Origin of the sequence: Arthrobacter sp. 147(2020), assembly GCF_013116715.1 — a bacterium.
In the GTDB taxonomy this organism is placed as follows: Bacteria; Actinomycetota; Actinomycetes; order Actinomycetales; family Micrococcaceae; genus Arthrobacter_D.
Genome location: NZ_JABFOM010000021.1, coordinates 1 through 14,967, shown reverse-complemented (window position 1 = coordinate 14,967; position 14,967 = coordinate 1). Strand labels below are relative to the sequence as shown.

Genomic DNA, 14,967 nt, shown 5'->3' with positions numbered 1-14,967 from the left:
CGGCGGTGAGGGGGCTGGAGGGGAAGGGTAGCCACTGGGCTTAGTCGTCGCCGTCCAGCTCGGCCAGTACCTCGTCGGAGAGGTCGGCGTTGGAATATACGTTCTGCACGTCGTCCAGGTCTTCGAGCGCGTCGACCAGGCGGATGAACTTGCGCGCGCCGTCGGCGTCGAGTTCCACCTGCATGGAGGGCACAAACTCGGCCTCGTCGGTGTCGTAGTCGATTCCGGCCTCCTCAAGGCCGGCGACGACGGCCCGGAGGTCCTGCGGTTCAGAGATGACCTCGAAACGCCCGCCGGTTTCCTTGACTTCCTCGGCGCCGGCGTCGAGCACGGCGAGCAGCAGGTCATCCTCAGTGAGCTCGTTGGCCGGGAGGGTGACCACACCCTTACGGGTGAACAGGTAGGACACCGACCCCGGGTCGGCCATCGAGCCACCGTTGCGGGTGACACCCAGGCGGACCTCCGAGGCGGCACGGTTCTTGTTGTCGGTGAGGCACTCGATCAGCAGTGCCGAACCCTGCGGTCCGCGGGCCTCATACATGATGGTCTGGTATTCGACGGCGTCGCCGAGCAGCCCGGCGCCGCGCTTCACTGCACGGTTGATGTTGTCGATCGGCACAGAGGTCTTCTTGGCCTTCTGCACGGCGAGTTCCAGGCCGGGGTTACCGGCCATGTCGGCGCCGCCGGCTCGCGCGGCCACCTCGATGTTCTTGATCAGCTTGGCAAAGGATTTGGCCCGCTTCGCATCAATCGCGGCCTTCTTGTGTTTGGTGGTTGCCCATTTAGAGTGCCCCGACATGATCTACCGTTCTCCTTACGATCATCTGCATAAACAATTCGTGTATCCGCCGCTCCCCGGTTACCTCGGGATGAAAGCTGGTGGCGAGCAGGTTCCCCGACCGCACCGCAACAATCCTAGCGACCCGGCCCGCATCCGGCTGCGGCGCGTCGCCGGCAAGAGCCTGCGCCGGTACCTGTGCAAGCACCTCGACCGACTCCCCGACCCGCTCCACCCAGGGCGCACGGATGAACACGGCCCGCACCGGCGGTACCTCCCCCGACGACGACGGTGCCAGGCCGGCGAACTCAAGATCCGTTTCGAAGGAGTCCCGCTGGCGGCCGAAAGCGTTCCGGCGGACGACAATGTCGAGACCGCCCAGCGTCTGCTGTGGCCTGCCCTGCAGGTCGGTGGCGGGGTCGGCGATGGCGTCGGCGAGCATGATCATCCCGGCGCAGGATCCGTAGACCGGGAGCCCCGACGCGATGAGTTCCTGCAGCGGTCCGGCCAGGTCAAAGGCCCGGGTGAGCTTGTCGATCGCCGTCGATTCGCCGCCCGGGATGATGAGGCCGTCGATCCCGGCCAGCTCGCCGGGCCGGCGAATCGCGCTGGCCCGCCCGCCGAGGGACTCGATGGTGCGGATGTGTTCCCGCACGTCGCCCTGGACAGCCAGCACGCCAACATGCACGCCGGAGGGGGCGGGTACGGGGTAAGTGGTCATTGATCCATTCTAGGTTGGGCGGGCCAGCCAGCGATAAACCGGAGCCCGGACTGCGATAAGTTAGGTTCCATGTTTCCCTTCAGTGTGCTGGTCGGTAAGGCCGTGCGCCGCATCTCGCGGTTGCGTGGCGGAGGCTCGGCGCTGCCGGGCCTGGTCGTCGAAAAGATCGATCCGGGGTTCATGGGCCGTGCCCTGAGCGGCCTGCCCCACGGAGTGGTGGTCATCAGCGGAACCAACGGGAAAACCACCACCACCAAGATGGTCGTGGAACTCCTCCAAGGCCAGGGCCTGACCGTCTTCACCAACCGCACCGGCAGCAACTTCACCCGCGGAGTGGCCGCCGCGCTGCTCGGCGAAGTGAACTGGCGGGGCCGGCTCAAGGCCGACATCGCGGTCCTCGAGCTCGACGAGGCGCACGCGGTCCACTTCGTGAAACTGGTCCCGCCCACCCACTGCCTGCTGCTGAACGTGCTGCGCGACCAGCTGGACCGTTTCGGCGAGATCGACCAGACCACCCGCCTCCTGGAACAGATCGCCGCGAAGACCACCGGTACCGTGGTGCTCAACCGTGAGGACCCCCGCGTCGCCGGGATCGCGTCGACAGTCCACGACGCCGAGATCACCTACTTCGGTCTCGACGCGTCGCTGCGCAGCACCTTTCCCAACGACGACGAACTGCGCGGGGATATCGGTGTCGCTCCCCCGTCGAGCCTCCCCGCCGATGTGATCCTCGAACACGTCGATGGGAACACGGCAATGTTCCTGACCGACGGCGAATCGACGAGCGTCGACCTGCGGCTCCGTGGGGTCTACAACATCTTCAATGCGGCCGCGGCGCTGGCCATGGCGCGTACCGTTCTCGGCGGGGCCATCAACCGTGCCGCCCTGTTCGCCTCCCTCGCCACCGTCGAGCCCGCCTTCGGCCGCGGTGAATCCCTCGTGGTGGACGGCAAGCCGCTCGAACTGGTGCTGGTGAAGAACCCAAGCGGGTTCCGCCTCGGGTTGAAGTCCTTCGACGCCGCCGGGTACGCCACCATGATCGCCATCAACGACAACTACGCCGACGGCCGGGACATGTCCTGGCTCTGGGACGTCGACTTCGATTCCCTCGGACTGGCCGGGGTGGACATGGTCAGCGGTGTCCGGGCCTATGACATGGCGCTGCGGCTCAAGTACGACGACGTCGACGTCCGCGCCGTCGAACCCGACACGACTGCGGCGTTGAAGGCGTTCATCAGCGCCACCCATGACCAGCCCAAGCGGATTTTCTGCACCTACACCGCGATGCTCGCGGTCCGCCGAGACCTCTCCAAGATCACGACAGTCGAGGTGGTTTCCTGATGTCCAAAGGCACCCTGAACATCCTGCAGCTCTACCCCCGCGAAATGAATATCTATGGCGACTGGGGCAACGTCCTAGTGCTGAAACAGCGGCTGGCCTGGCACGGGTACACGGCGAACATCCTTGAGCACAGCGCCGGGGACACCTTTCCCGAAGACATTGACCTGATCATCGGGGGCGGCGGGCAGGACAGCGGCCAGCTGGTCATCCAGCAGGATCTGCAGGCCATCGCCCCGAATCTGCGGGAACTCGCCGAGGATGGCCTGCCGATGCTCGTCATCTGCGGGCTTTACCAGCTATTCGGCAACTTCTTCAAGACCCACGACGGCACGGTCATCCCCGGCATCGGGATTCTCGATCTGGAAACCCACGGCACCAATGAGCGCCTGATCGGGAACGTGGTCGCGGACAGCGAGGAGTTCGGCGAGATCCACGGGTACGAGAACCACAGCGGCCAGACCCGGCTGGGTCCCGGCGTCCGTCCACTGGGTACGGTCACCAAGGGAGCCGGCAACAACTCCCAGGACGGCCACGAGGGCGCACGCCACCTGAATGTTGTCGCGAGCTACCTGCACGGCTCGCTGCTGCCGAAGAACCCGGCCATTGCCGACTTCCTGCTGAGGAAGGCCGCCGAGCGTAAGTTCGGCTCATTCGAGCCAGCGGACCTCGACGACAGCCTCGCTGACCTGGCGCGCCGCCATGCGGGGGCCCGCCCCCGCTAGGGAAATCCCCGCGGCTCCGGGCTGGCTATCCCCAGCCGTACCGCTCACTGGTCGTCGGTGAGGTCCCAGAGGTGGGCGCCGTCGTCGACAGCGCCGAACGTGTCGACCACCTGCGCGATCCGTCCGCTGACCTCCGCCTCGCGGTCGGGTGCGGTGCAGGTCCCGGCGGGCTGCTCCGGTGCCAGCGCGCACCAGCGGTACGGGTCGGCGACGATGATGGAGGGCACCCAGGCGAGGTCGCTGACCGTCCAGTCGCCGCCGTCGTCCTGGGCGAACTGGGCCCTCACCATCAGGCCCTCGTTGTTCACCGCGTAGGTTGGTGACAGTTCACTGACGCCGTTGCCCAGGCCGTAGACAATCCAGGTGTCGTTGTACTTCTCGATCGGCAGCACCGAGTGGGTGTGGTGGCCGTAGATGAAGTCGACCTCCCCACTGTCGGCGAGGGCGTGGGCCACCTCCACCTGCTGTGCGTTGGGCACTGTCGCGTATTCATCGCCTGCGTGGATGACAGCGATGACGACGTCGGCGCCTTCGTCCCTGGCCTGCCTGGCCTTCTCAGTCATCACAGCGGCGTCGATGAGGTCCACCTGCCACGGCTGCTCGGGGATCAGCCCGTTCAGGCCATAGGTCGCCTGGATCACCGCCACCCGGGCCGCAGGGGTCTCGAGGATCATTACGTCACCTGAAGACTCCTCATCGGCGTAGGAGCCAGTGTGTTCGAGGCCCAGCCCGTCCAGGACATCGAGGGTGCGGTTCAGCCCCTCGGTTCCGGCGTCGATCGTGTGGTTGCTCGCGGTGGTGCAGGCGTCGTAGCCGACGTCGCGGGCAGCGTCGAGGATCTGCGGGGGAACATTGAACTGGGGGTAGCCGCTGAACGGGCCCTCTGGTAACGCAACCGGCGTTTCCATGTGGCAGATTCCCAGATCGGCCTGGTCCAGATACCCGCGCTGCCCCGCGAGCAGCGGCTCGAAGTCGAGGTCCCCCGTGCCGGCCGCCTCCCCGTCGGCGGCGGCCTGCTCCCACAGTCCGGGGTGGATCAGCAAGTCACCGGTGGCGGCCACGCTGAAACACCTGTCCGCGTCACACGGGGGCCCCTCGCCCGGCGTGGGCTCAGGTGTTGTGGGTTCGGGTGTTGTGGGTTCGGGGGTCGCGGTGTCGGTGCCCGGTGATGGGGCCGGCTCACCTGTGGCCGCTGGCTCGCTTGCAGCGGACGCAGTCGTCGGCTCCTGTCCGTCGGGGGTCGGGCTCTCCCCCGGCGCCGAGCAGCTACTGAGCAGCCCGATAGCCAGCACTGCTCCTGCCAAACTGGTCAAAGTTGCCCGCACGGCTGACCCCCTCGTCGATGTTCCCCCATGATAGGCCCCGCCGTGCGATCCGGGCCCCGCCGCGCGCCGAAGCTGATTCGCGGGTTGCTGGAGTGCCCGCCCGCCATGTGTAAGGGTTAGTTGTTATGAGCAACCCTTTCCTTGCCCCCAGTACCCTGCCGTACCAGCTCCCACCCTTTGGCCTGGTCCAGGATGACCACTACCTGCCAGCCTTCGAGGCGGGGTTCGCCGAGCATCTCGCGGAAATCGAGTCGATCGTGTCCTCGCCGGAGCCAGCGTCCTTCGAGAACACAGTTGTTGCCCTCGAACGTGCCGGGTCCACCCTCCGGCGGGTGGCGCTGACGTTTTACAACAGCTCCTCCGCGCACTCCACGCCCGCTATTCAGGCGCTGGAGACCGAGATCTTTCCCCGCTACGCCGAGCACGAGGACAACATTTCCCTGAACCGGGGCCTCTTCGACAGGATCAAGGCAGTGCCGACCGACGGCCTGGACGCCGAGTCCACGCGGCTGGTCGAGGAGTACATCAAGCGGTTCATCCGCGCCGGTGCACAGCTCGATGACGACGCCCAGGGCAAGCTGCGGGCACTGAACACCGAACTCTCCCAGCTCAGCACCGACTTCCAGCAGCGGCTGCTCCGGGACACGAACAACTCGGCGCTCCTGGTCGACACAGCTGAGGAGCTCGCCGGCCTGTCGGCTGACGACATCGGATCGGCCGCTGCCGCAGCCGAATCCGCTGGCCACCCGGGGAAGTTCCTGCTCACCCTGATCCTGCCCACGGCGCAGCCGGCGATGGAGACCCTGACCAACCGGGCCACCCGACAGCGGCTGCACGAGGCCTCAGTCAACCGCGGATTCGCCGACAACGAGAACCGGACCCTCGGCATTGCCGCCCGGATGGCCGAGCTGCGTGCCAACCGCGCCGCACTGCTGGGGTTCGACAGCCACGCCGCGGCCGCTACCGACGACCAGACGGCCCCGTCGCTTGACGCCATCCACCAGATGCTGGGCCAGCTGGCTCCCGCGGCGGTCCGCAACGCGCGGGCCGAGGCAGTGGACCTTGAAGCCGCCGCCGGCCATCCGATCGAAGCCTGGGACTGGGCGTACTACTCAGAGAAGGTGCGTGCCGACAAGTTCGACGTCGACCTGTCCGCCCTGCGCCCCTACTTCGAACTGGAGCGGGTGCTGCAGGACGGCATCTTCTTCGCCGCGAACAAGCTCTACGGCCTGACCTTTTCCGAGCGGTCCGACCTTGAGGGCTACCACCCCGAGGTGCGGGTCTGGGAGGTCAGGGACGCCGACGGCGGGGAACTGGGACTGTTCCTCGGCGACTACTACACCCGGGACACCAAAAACGGCGGCGCCTGGATGAACTCCTTCGTCGAGCAGTCGACACTCACCGGCACGCACGCCGTCGTCGTGAATAACCTGAACATCCCCAAGCCGCCCGCCGGCGAACCCACCCTCCTGACGTTCGACCAGGTGGTGACCACGTTCCACGAGTTCGGGCATGCCCTTCACGGCCTGTTCTCATCGGTCACCTACCCAACGTTCTCCGGGACTTCAGTGCCGCGGGACTTCGTCGAGTACCCGTCACAGGTGAACGAGATGTGGATCCTGTGGCCGGAGGTGGTGGCCAACTACGCCAAGCACTACCAGACGGGCGAGCCGCTGCCAGCCGGGACCGTCGAGAAGCTGCTCGCCGCCCAGACCTGGGGTGAAGGCTTCGCGACCACCGAGTATCTGGGGGCTGCGCTGCTGGACCTGGCCTGGCACGCGATCCCGGCAGGGACCACCGTCGAGGACCCGGTGGAGTTCGAACGGGAGGCGCTCACCAAGGCTGGCCTCGATTTCTCCCCCGTACCGCCGCGCTACCGGACCGGCTACTTCAAGCACATCTTCGCCGGAGGCTACTCGGCCGCGTACTACGCGTACATCTGGAGCGAAGTGCTTGACGCCGACACCGTCGAATGGTTCAAGTCCTCCGGTGGTTTGACCCGCGAGAATGGTGACCACTTCAGGACCGAGCTGCTGTCCCGCGGCAACAGCATTGACCCGCTGCAGGCGTTCCGCAACTTCCGTGGCCGCGACGCGCTGATTGATCCGCTGCTCACCCGGCGCGGGCTGGCCTAGGAACCCATGGTCACCATCGCGGCGTGCCAGCGCCTGCAACGATCCTGGTTCGCTGCGGTGTCCTCGGCCACGGGCGGGCGCATGTTCACCACCCACGGCTCGGAGTGGGTCTGGCTTCCGGCGCGCCGGGAACTGATCCTGCTCTTTCCGCTGGAAATCTCGCCTGCCGGGATCCGGCCAGCCCTCGCCGAGGCGACCCGGCTGGGCGCCCACCGGGTGGGCGTCTGGCTGGGCGGTGGGGTCAAAGGGTCACCCCTGACCGGGCTGGGTTTCAGCCCAGGGTGGCAGCCCTGGTGGATGGCCGCCAGTGTGGAGGATCCGGCCGGGTACGACGACGCCGCCGCGCTCCTCACCACCGAGGTCCCCGACTACCGGGGGCCATTGCTGCAGGAGCTGCGGGTGGTGAGGTCCCAGCCCCGTCAGGCGTGGCACGCGGAGGCGAGGGTGGACGGTTCCATTGCGGGCGCCGGGTACTCGTTCTACCCATCAGGGGTGTCGGGGCTGAAGGGACTGGGCGGCATCTTCAACATGGAGGTGCTGCCGGACTACCAGCGGCGGGGCCTGGGGACTGCGCTGCTGAGCCGGTTGAGCAGTGCCGCTGCCGCTTCGGGCGCCGAGAACCTCGCGTTGAACGCCACGCCGCAGGGCTTTGAGCTGTATTCGCGCCGGGGATTTGAGCTGATTGGCCGGGGCCAGACGTACTGGCTGGAACTCTAGTTCCGGGCCACAGCACACAAGAAATGCGGACCACCCCGAAGGGCGGTCCGCATTTTTTGTACTGGTGGGTGAACTGCTACCAGCCGCGCTCTGCGAGACGGTGCGGTTCGGGGATTTCGTCGACGTTGATACCGACCATCGCTTCGCCGAGGCCACGGGAGACCTTGGCGATCATGTCGGGGTCGTCGTGGAAGGTGGTCGCCTTCACGATGGCTGCCGCGCGCTCGGCCGGGTTGCCGGACTTGAAGATGCCGGAGCCCACAAAGACGCCGTCGGCGCCGAGCTGCATCATCATTGCGGCGTCGGACGGGGTGGCGATGCCGCCGGCGGTGAAAAGCACCACCGGAAGCTTGCCGGTGCGGGCAACTTCCTTGACCAGGTCAAAGGGTGCCTGCAGTTCCTTGGCGGCCACGTACAGTTCGTCCTCGGCCATCGAGGACAGGCGCAGAATCTCGGAACGGATCTTCCGCATGTGCATGGTGGCGTTCGAGACGTCACCGGTGCCGGCCTCGCCCTTGGACCTGATCATCGCTGCACCCTCGTTGAGGCGGCGCAGCGCCTCGCCCAGGTTCGTGGCACCGCAGACGAAGGGAACAGTGAACTTCCACTTGTCGATGTGGTTGGCGTAGTCGGCCGGGGTCAGTACCTCGGACTCGTCGATGTAGTCGACGCCGAGGGACTGCAGCACCTGCGCCTCAACAAAGTGGCCGATCCGGGCCTTGGCCATCACCGGGATGGAGACGGCCTCGATGATGCTGTCGATCATGTCCGGGTCGCTCATCCGTGACACGCCGCCCTGCGCCCTGATATCGGCCGGTACGCGCTCGAGTGCCATGACGGCGACGGCGCCGGCATCTTCAGCGATGCGCGCCTGCTCGGCCGTGACAACGTCCATGATGACGCCGCCCTTGAGCATTTCAGCCATGCCGCGCTTGACCCGGCTGCTGCCGGTCACGGGCGCGGTTGTCGAAGTTTCTTCAACGGTGGACACAATTCGCCCCTAAGTTAGGTAAAAAGATAACAATTAATAATACGCCCGCGAAAGACCGGGATCTGCCGCTAGTGGCTTCCGCTGGAGGCCATCGCCTGTTTGTGGACCACCGCTACCCGCTGAATGACCGTGGCAGTGCTGGCGAGGGCCAGCAGGATCAGTACCGTGAGCAGCACCACCTCGGGCAGCCCCAACCCGGTCAGGCCAGTCACCACCAGCACCGACACCAGCCGTTCGGCCCGTTCGGCGATCCCCACATTGGCCGTGAAGCCCAGCGATTCGGCCTTCGCCCTCGCATAGGACACGAGCATCCCGAGGACGAGGCACGCCAGCGCGGCAATCGCGATGGGGGTGTTGTCACCGTCGCCGAAGAACCAGATGGCCACCCCGGCGAACAGGGCGCCGTCGGCGATCCGGTCGAGGGTGGAATCGAGGAAGTTGCCCCAGGTCCCTCCCGCGCCCTTGATGCGTGCCATGATGCCATCCACCAGGTCGGAGAACACGAACACCGTGATGAACACGGTGCCCCAGAACAGCTCGCCCATCGGGTAGAACACCAGCGCGCCGACGGCGACACCGAGAGTACCGACGATGGTCACGGCGTCAGGCGAGACACCCCATTTGAGGAGGAGCTTCGCCAGGGGGCTGAACAGCGAGGTGAAGAACCTCCGCGCATACTTATTGAGCATCGTCGCCACCGGCCTGCTGGGTCTTCTCCCCTGACGGAGCTGCATCGGATGACGGACCTGCATCGGACGGCGCGGCACCTGACGGCTGCGGCCAGGCGTCAGCCATCTGGGTCCGCACCTCGTCGAGGGTCTGCGTGATCGCCTTGGTCTGCGCGATGATCGGCAGGAAGTTGCCGTCGCCACCCCAGCGCGGCACCACATGCTGGTGCAGGTGCGCTGCGATTCCAGCGCCGCCGGTCACACCCTGGTTCATGCCGAGATTGAACCCGGTGGGCTTGGCAACCTCCCGCAGCACGCGCATCGCGGTCTGGGTGAGCTCGGCGATCTCGACCGTCTCGGCGGCGTCGACGTCGGTGTAGTCGGGAACGTGCCGGTACGGGCAGACCAGCAGGTGACCCGGGTTGTACGGGAAGAGGTTGAGGATCACATAGGCATGGGTGCCGCGGTGCACGATGAGGGATTCCTCGTCGCTACGGGATGGCGCCACACAGAACGGGCAGTCCTTGTCCTTGAACTGGGATTGCCCGCCCTTGATGTAGGCCATCCGGTGCGGAGTCCACAGGCGCTGAAAAGCGTCGGGCACCCCGGCAAGCTCGAAGTCGTCCCTCACATCGTCGTCGCCAGGATAATGCCCGTCGGCGTTCGCCCCGTCAGCCCCCGTAGTACCCTCCATACGTTTTACTTATCCCGATTCCGGACGGCCTCGACGATGCGCCGGACTGCCTCGTCGACCGGCACCTGGTTGTCCTGGCTGCCATCGCGGAACCTGAACGATACTGCTCCGGCGTCCTGGTCGTCGCCGCCAGCGATTAGGACGAAGGGAACCTTCTCCTTGCTCGCGGTGCGGATCTTCTTCGGGAAGCGGTCAGTGCCGATGTCCACCTGGGCACGGATGCCCTCGGCCTTGAGCTTGTCCACGACGTCGAACAGGTACTCGTTGAAGGCCTCAGCGACCGGAATGGCCAGCACCTGAACGGGCGCAAGCCAGGCCGGGAACGCACCGGCGTAGTGCTCGGTGAGCACCCCCATGAACCGTTCAATCGAGCCGAACAATGCACGGTGGATCATGACCGGGCGTTGACGGGTACCATCGGCGGCCTGATACTCCAGTTCGAACCGTTCCGGCAGGTTGAAGTCCAGCTGGATGGTGGACATCTGCCAGGTGCGGCCGATGGCGTCGCGGGCCTGGACAGAGATCTTGGGACCGTAGAACGCGGCTCCGCCTGGATCGGGACGCAGTTCGAGCCCCGAGGCTTCGCCCACCTCGGCGAGGGTCCGGGTTGCCTCGTCCCAGATCTCATCCGAGCCCACCGACTTTTCGGGGTTCTTGGTGGAGAGCTCCAGGTAGAAATCGTCCAGGCCGTAGTCCTTGAGCAGGCCCAGCACGAAGTTCAGCGTCTCGGTGAGCTCGTCCTTCATCTGCTCGCGGGTGCAGTAGATGTGGGCGTCGTCCTGGGTCATGCCGCGCACCCGGGTCAGCCCGTGCACCACGCCTGACTTTTCGTACCGGTAGACGGATCCGAACTCGAACATGCGCAGCGGCAGTTCGCGGTAGGACCGGCCCCGGGACTTGAAGATCAGGTTGTGCATGGGGCAGTTCATCGGCTTGAGGTAGTAGTCCTGGCCCGGTTTGCGCACGGTGCCGTCCTCATTGAGTTCCTCGTCGACGTGCATCGCCGGGAACATGCCGTCGCGGTACCAGTCCAGGTGGCCCGACACCTCGTAGAGGTGGCCCTTCGTGATGTGGGGCGTGTAGACGAACTCGTAGCCGGCGTCGACGTGGCGCTGGCGTGAGTAGTCTTCCATCGCCTTGCGGATGATTCCGCCCTTGGGGTGGAACACGGGCAGGCCCGAGCCCAGCTCGTCGGGAAAGGAGAACAGGTCCAGTTCGGTGCCGAGCTTGCGGTGGTCGCGGCGCTCAGCCTCAGCGATGCGCTCCTGGTAGGCCTTGAGTTCGTCCTTGGTGGGCCAGGCAGTGCCGTAGATGCGCTGCAGCTGGGGGTTCTTTTCGCTGCCGCGCCAGTAGGCGGCGGCTGAACGGGTCAGAGCGTAGGCGTTGGAGATGAGCTTGGTGTTGGGCAGGTGCGGGCCGCGGCACAGGTCTTTCCAGACGACGTCGCCACTCTTGCGGTCAATGTTGTCGTAAATGGTCAGTTCGCCGGCACCGACCTCGACGGACGCGCCGTCGTCGTCAGTGATGTCTCCCGAACCGCCCTTGAGACCGATGAGTTCCAGCTTGTAGGGTTCGTCAGCCATCGCTTCGCGGGCTTCTGCCTCGGTCGCGACGCGGCGGACGAACAGCTGGTTGCTGTTGACGATCTTCAGCATCATCTTCTCGAGCTGCTTCAGGTCTTCGGGGGTGAAGGGGGTCTCGACGTCGAAGTCGAAGTAAAAGCCGTCGGTGATGTACGGGCCGATGCCCAGTTTGGCGCCGGGACGCAGCTGCTGCACTGCCTGAGCCATGACGTGCGCCGCCGAGTGGCGCAACACTTCCAGGCCCTCGGGCGAGCCGATAGTGATGGGCTCGACCTTGGCACCGGCGGGGATGGGCTGATCCAGGTCCACCAATTCGCCGTCAACACGGACGACAACTACATCGCGGCGGTCGGCGAACAGGTCAACGCCGGTAGTGCCCGTAGTCACCTGATGCTCTTCGCCGTCGACGAGGAGGGTGATAAGGGAAGGCGCTGACACAGTGGTCTCCTAGCAAAGGTGGTGCGGTGGGTTAACTCTCTGATGGTATCCGCTGCGCCTGAAGCGACCAACAACCCGGCCAGCGCGCGCCGGTGCTGAACCCGCGAATGTGTCAGTAGGATCAACTCATGAAACCTCAGGTCACAGTCATCACGCTGGGTGTCCGAAACCTTGACACCTCCTACGCTTTTTACGCAAAGGCTCTGGGGTGGGAGCCCCTCGTGTACGTCCCTGATGAGGTGGCGTTCTTCCAGGTAGGCCACGGCCTGGTGCTATCACTTTTCCGGGCCGATCACCTGGCTGCGGAGGCAGGGGATATTGGCCACGGTCCGATCGCCCCACCGCTGACGCTGGGCCACAACGTCGATTCACCGGACGAGGTGGACGCGATTCTCCAGACGGTTGTCAGCGCTGGTGCGGAACTGGTCGCTGAGGGCACCGCGATGAGCTGGGGCGGCTATTCGGGATATTTCGCCGATCCGGACGGTTTCCACTGGGAGGTCTGCCACAACCCGGGCCTGTCTGTAGCCGACGACGGGACGGTCACGCTCCGCGAGATCGTTTGACCCGCCAGCAACCCATCATCACCGCGCGCGGAATCTAACCGACCCCGCGTGTGTTGAACCCTGTATACGTGAATCATTGCGTATCCGTGCAAGGCGTTCCTGTCTTGCCGCCACCAACAATTTCTCAAAGGAGCACCGTGGACTACACCCCCGATGCCGGCACGATCACCATGTTCTCAACCAGCTGGTGCGGGTACTGCCGCCGACTGAAGAAGCAGCTTGATGCCAAGGGTGTCGGCTACACGGAGATCAACATCGAAGAGGTCGAAGGCACCGCAGCCCTGGTGGAATCCCTCAACGGTGGCAACCAGACGGTCCCGACGGTGTTGTTCCCTGACGGCTCTGCCGCCACCAATCCTTCAGTCTCCGATGTGATGGCCCGCCTGGGTAGCTAGTCCGACCCTGGGTTCAGATCTGGGCAATAAGTTCGTCGTGGACCCAGGACGACAGTGAGGTGGCGGTGGTCGTGGCAACGGTCCGTGGCTGCTCGGGAGTGAAGTCGTCCCGCAGTCCTGTCGACATGCCCAACGCAGCATCGGCTACCGCAGGCGGCAGACCGAACCCACGCGCCAGCTGAGGTCGGTGGGTCCGTGCACTGCGCGGACCCTCCGGCCCTGCCAGCTGGTGTCCAGCAGGGTTGGACTTATGACTGGATCCCCACGCTACCGAGAGATGCGGTCACCCGGTGACCGCATTCTGGGGAGTAGAGGTCAGAAAGCGTCCCGTGGTGGCCGGTCGCTAGTCCGGCAAGCTGCTGAGTCACCGCGGAGCCCAGCGAACGCCGTCGTCCTCGCAGAAGGTAGTGGTGACAGCGTCGCCGGTCACGCATGCCGCATCGACCAGTTCCCTGTCCCCAACTGGTTCTGATAGTTCGACTGTCTTTTCGACAATTTCATTGCCCGGACAGTCATATGCGCCCTCCGGCAACGGCTCGACATCGGTCCTGATGATGATCTGGTCCGCCCCGTAGGTGATCATTGGCTCCAGCACACGCCCAGTCACACCGCCAGAACAACCCGTCCGGGTCACATCAACCCTGAAGCTCGTCGAACCTGGCCGGACCACCTCTCCCTTCGGTAGTCCCCAGACAGCAGACGCAGACGGTGTACGGATAGCCCAGCGAACGCCGTCGTCCTCACACAACGATGCGGGTACCGCGTCGGGCACCAGGCATACACCATCCACCAGTTTCCTTTCCCCGATCGGCTCTCCAAGCTCAACGGTGAGTGGCACTACATCGTTGCCCTGGCATGATTGGACGCCGCCGGTCAGGGGCTCGACATAGGTCGTCACGATGATCCGGTCCGTCTCGTAGGTGACCTCCGGCTCGAGTACAGTCCCCGTCCTGCCGCTGGCACAGGCAGCGCGCTCAACCCCCACTTCAAGGCTGGTCGAATCGGCTGATACGTCGGCGGGACGGGCAAGGTGCCAGGTCGCATCGCCACGGGGCCCGTCCGGAACGCTGCAGCCCCCGAGCAGCGCAGCACCGGTGATCGCGGTGGCCACCAGAACACGCCGATCCCTGCGTCGCATCAGCCACCTCAGCCCTCAATTGATCTTCGACTCTGACCACTTAGCGACCAGTATCCTCCCCTGCCCGCCATTTGGAATCAGATCTAATTGCCACGGGGGTGCCCCTTGTCTTCTTTTCGGGGCGGTTTTCTTCGGGGCGCGGTTTCCTTTGGTTAGAACGGGGGTGGTTGGGGTTGTGTGGTGTAGGTTTTGCCGGTGAGTGAGGTGGCGGTGAGGGTGCCGGGGTGGGGTTGTTGGTAGTGCCAGTAGCCGGCGGTTTTGAGCAGGTGGTGTTTCCGGCAGAGGGCGGTGAGGTTGTCGTAGCTGGTGGTTCCGCCGTGGTGCCAGGGGATGGTGTGGTCCAGGTCGCATACCGGGCCGGGCCGGTTACACCCAGGGTGCCGGCAGGTTTTGTCTCTGATCAGGACGGTTTTGCGGAGGTCTTTGGGGACTTTGTAGCGGTCCCGGCCAACGCTGAGCACTGTCCCGGTTTCCGGGTGTGTGAGGATCCTGGTGAATCCTTTGGCGTGGGCGGCGAGGTTCCTTGCGGTGTCCGGGTCGATCGGTCCGAAACCCTCGAGTTCGGCTGGTTCGTTCCCGCCGAGCAGGGTCAGCACGGGAACGGTCACGAACACCACGGGCTGGACACCGAGCACCGATGCCAAATCCACCACCCCCGCACCCTCAGCAGGGTCTTCACCGGCACCCGTTCCGCTGGCGTCCGCGGGCCGGGTACGGGTCCCGCCGGTGACGGTGTCGCTGGCACGGGTGTCACT

Annotated in this window: 15 protein-coding genes; 6 read left to right on the top strand and 9 right to left on the bottom strand. The window is 65.3% G+C overall.

Translation table 11 applies throughout. The annotated features are described in order from the left end of the window. Nucleotides 1–40: 40 nt before the first annotated feature. Entirely contained in the window at nt 41–799 is a 759-nt protein-coding gene (locus tag HMI58_RS13005; protein WP_171620346.1) for a YebC/PmpR family DNA-binding transcriptional regulator, read from the bottom strand. Beyond that, complete coding sequence (pdxT, locus tag HMI58_RS13000) at nt 783–1,499, bottom strand: pyridoxal 5'-phosphate synthase glutaminase subunit PdxT (protein ID WP_171620344.1); 717 nt, start codon at nt 1,497–1,499, stop codon at nt 783–785. The genes HMI58_RS13005 and pdxT overlap by 17 nt, the downstream gene beginning before the upstream one ends. Nucleotides 1,500–1,568: 69 nt before the next feature. On the opposite strand from pdxT, the gene HMI58_RS12995 reads away from it, so the two are divergent. Together HMI58_RS12995 and HMI58_RS12990 are read left to right on the top strand one after the other, a co-directional pair. Further along, nucleotides 1,569–2,840, top strand: coding sequence for a Mur ligase family protein (locus tag HMI58_RS12995; protein WP_171620342.1), 1,272 nt, complete (start codon nt 1,569–1,571; stop codon nt 2,838–2,840). Further along, complete coding sequence (locus HMI58_RS12990) at nt 2,840–3,562, top strand: glutamine amidotransferase (RefSeq protein WP_171620340.1); 723 nt, start codon at nt 2,840–2,842, stop codon at nt 3,560–3,562. The genes HMI58_RS12995 and HMI58_RS12990 overlap by 1 nt, the downstream gene beginning before the upstream one ends. A gap of 44 nt (nt 3,563–3,606) precedes the next feature. Here the strand turns inward: HMI58_RS12990 and HMI58_RS12985 are convergent, their stop codons facing one another. Continuing rightward, a complete protein-coding gene (locus HMI58_RS12985) occupies nt 3,607–4,623 on the bottom strand; it encodes a CapA family protein (RefSeq protein WP_318779268.1) in 1,017 nt (338 codons plus the stop codon). A 389-nt stretch (nt 4,624–5,012) separates the two neighbouring features. Between HMI58_RS12985 and HMI58_RS12980 the strand changes: the two genes are divergently transcribed. Next, the gene (locus HMI58_RS12980; RefSeq protein ID WP_171620338.1) at nt 5,013–7,022 is read left to right on the top strand and encodes a M3 family metallopeptidase; all 2,010 of its coding nucleotides are present in this window, start codon (nt 5,013–5,015) and stop codon (nt 7,020–7,022) included. A 6-nt stretch (nt 7,023–7,028) separates the two neighbouring features. Further along, nucleotides 7,029–7,739 (top strand): GNAT family N-acetyltransferase, encoded by a 711-nt coding sequence (locus HMI58_RS12975; RefSeq protein WP_171620336.1) that lies wholly within the window; start codon nt 7,029–7,031, stop codon nt 7,737–7,739. Between the two features lie 76 nt (nt 7,740–7,815). Here the strand turns inward: HMI58_RS12975 and pdxS are convergent, their stop codons facing one another. The 4 genes from pdxS to thrS all read right to left on the bottom strand — a co-directional run bounded on the left by pdxS (nt 7,816) and on the right by thrS (nt 12,113). Beyond that, nucleotides 7,816–8,730, bottom strand: coding sequence for a pyridoxal 5'-phosphate synthase lyase subunit PdxS (pdxS, locus tag HMI58_RS12970; protein ID WP_171586949.1), 915 nt, complete (start codon nt 8,728–8,730; stop codon nt 7,816–7,818). 68 nt (nt 8,731–8,798) lie between these two features. Next, the gene (gene pgsA / locus HMI58_RS12965; RefSeq protein ID WP_171620334.1) at nt 8,799–9,419 is read right to left on the bottom strand and encodes a phosphatidylinositol phosphate synthase; all 621 of its coding nucleotides are present in this window, start codon (nt 9,417–9,419) and stop codon (nt 8,799–8,801) included. Further along, nucleotides 9,409–10,092 (bottom strand): HIT domain-containing protein, encoded by a 684-nt coding sequence (locus HMI58_RS12960; protein ID WP_171620332.1) that lies wholly within the window; start codon nt 10,090–10,092, stop codon nt 9,409–9,411. Before HMI58_RS12960 ends, pgsA begins: the two co-directional genes overlap by 11 nt. Nucleotides 10,093–10,097: 5 nt before the next feature. Next, nucleotides 10,098–12,113: a threonine--tRNA ligase gene (gene thrS, locus HMI58_RS12955; protein WP_171586952.1), complete on the bottom strand. Its 2,016-nt coding sequence runs from the start codon at nt 12,111–12,113 to the stop codon at nt 10,098–10,100. Nucleotides 12,114–12,241: 128 nt separating this feature from the next. Between thrS and HMI58_RS12950 the strand changes: the two genes are divergently transcribed. Beyond that, the gene (locus tag HMI58_RS12950; RefSeq protein ID WP_171586953.1) at nt 12,242–12,679 is read left to right on the top strand and encodes a VOC family protein; all 438 of its coding nucleotides are present in this window, start codon (nt 12,242–12,244) and stop codon (nt 12,677–12,679) included. Nucleotides 12,680–12,816: 137 nt separating this feature from the next. Next, nucleotides 12,817–13,074 carry a mycoredoxin gene (locus HMI58_RS12945; RefSeq protein WP_318779267.1) on the top strand — a complete coding sequence of 86 codons (258 nt, stop codon included), beginning with the start codon at nt 12,817–12,819 and terminating at the stop codon, nt 13,072–13,074. A gap of 364 nt (nt 13,075–13,438) precedes the next feature. Here HMI58_RS12945 and HMI58_RS12940 read toward each other — a convergent pair whose 3' ends face one another. After that, a complete protein-coding gene (locus tag HMI58_RS12940; protein ID WP_171620330.1) occupies nt 13,439–14,212 on the bottom strand; it encodes a hypothetical protein in 774 nt (257 codons plus the stop codon). A gap of 152 nt (nt 14,213–14,364) precedes the next feature. Next, nucleotides 14,365–14,967: HNH endonuclease signature motif containing protein (locus tag HMI58_RS12935; RefSeq protein WP_171620328.1), on the bottom strand; the 603-nt coding region annotated here is incomplete at its 5' end.

Coding starts and splice junctions, on each gene's coding strand:
- pgsA (WP_171620334.1), bottom strand. CDS start 9,419: ATGCTCAATAAGTATGCGCGGAGGTTCTTCACCTCGCTGTTCAGCCCC.
- HMI58_RS12940 (WP_171620330.1), bottom strand. CDS start 14,212: ATGCGACGCAGGGATCGGCGTGTTCTGGTGGCCACCGCGATCACCGGT.
- HMI58_RS12950 (WP_171586953.1), top strand. CDS start 12,242: ATGAAACCTCAGGTCACAGTCATCACGCTGGGTGTCCGAAACCTTGAC.
- pdxT (WP_171620344.1), bottom strand. CDS start 1,499: ATGACCACTTACCCCGTACCCGCCCCCTCCGGCGTGCATGTTGGCGTG.
- HMI58_RS12990 (WP_171620340.1), top strand. CDS start 2,840: ATGTCCAAAGGCACCCTGAACATCCTGCAGCTCTACCCCCGCGAAATG.
- HMI58_RS12960 (WP_171620332.1), bottom strand. CDS start 10,092: ATGGAGGGTACTACGGGGGCTGACGGGGCGAACGCCGACGGGCATTAT.
- HMI58_RS12975 (WP_171620336.1), top strand. CDS start 7,029: ATGGTCACCATCGCGGCGTGCCAGCGCCTGCAACGATCCTGGTTCGCT.
- HMI58_RS12995 (WP_171620342.1), top strand. CDS start 1,569: ATGTTTCCCTTCAGTGTGCTGGTCGGTAAGGCCGTGCGCCGCATCTCG.
- HMI58_RS12980 (WP_171620338.1), top strand. CDS start 5,013: ATGAGCAACCCTTTCCTTGCCCCCAGTACCCTGCCGTACCAGCTCCCA.
- HMI58_RS13005 (WP_171620346.1), bottom strand. CDS start 799: ATGTCGGGGCACTCTAAATGGGCAACCACCAAACACAAGAAGGCCGCG.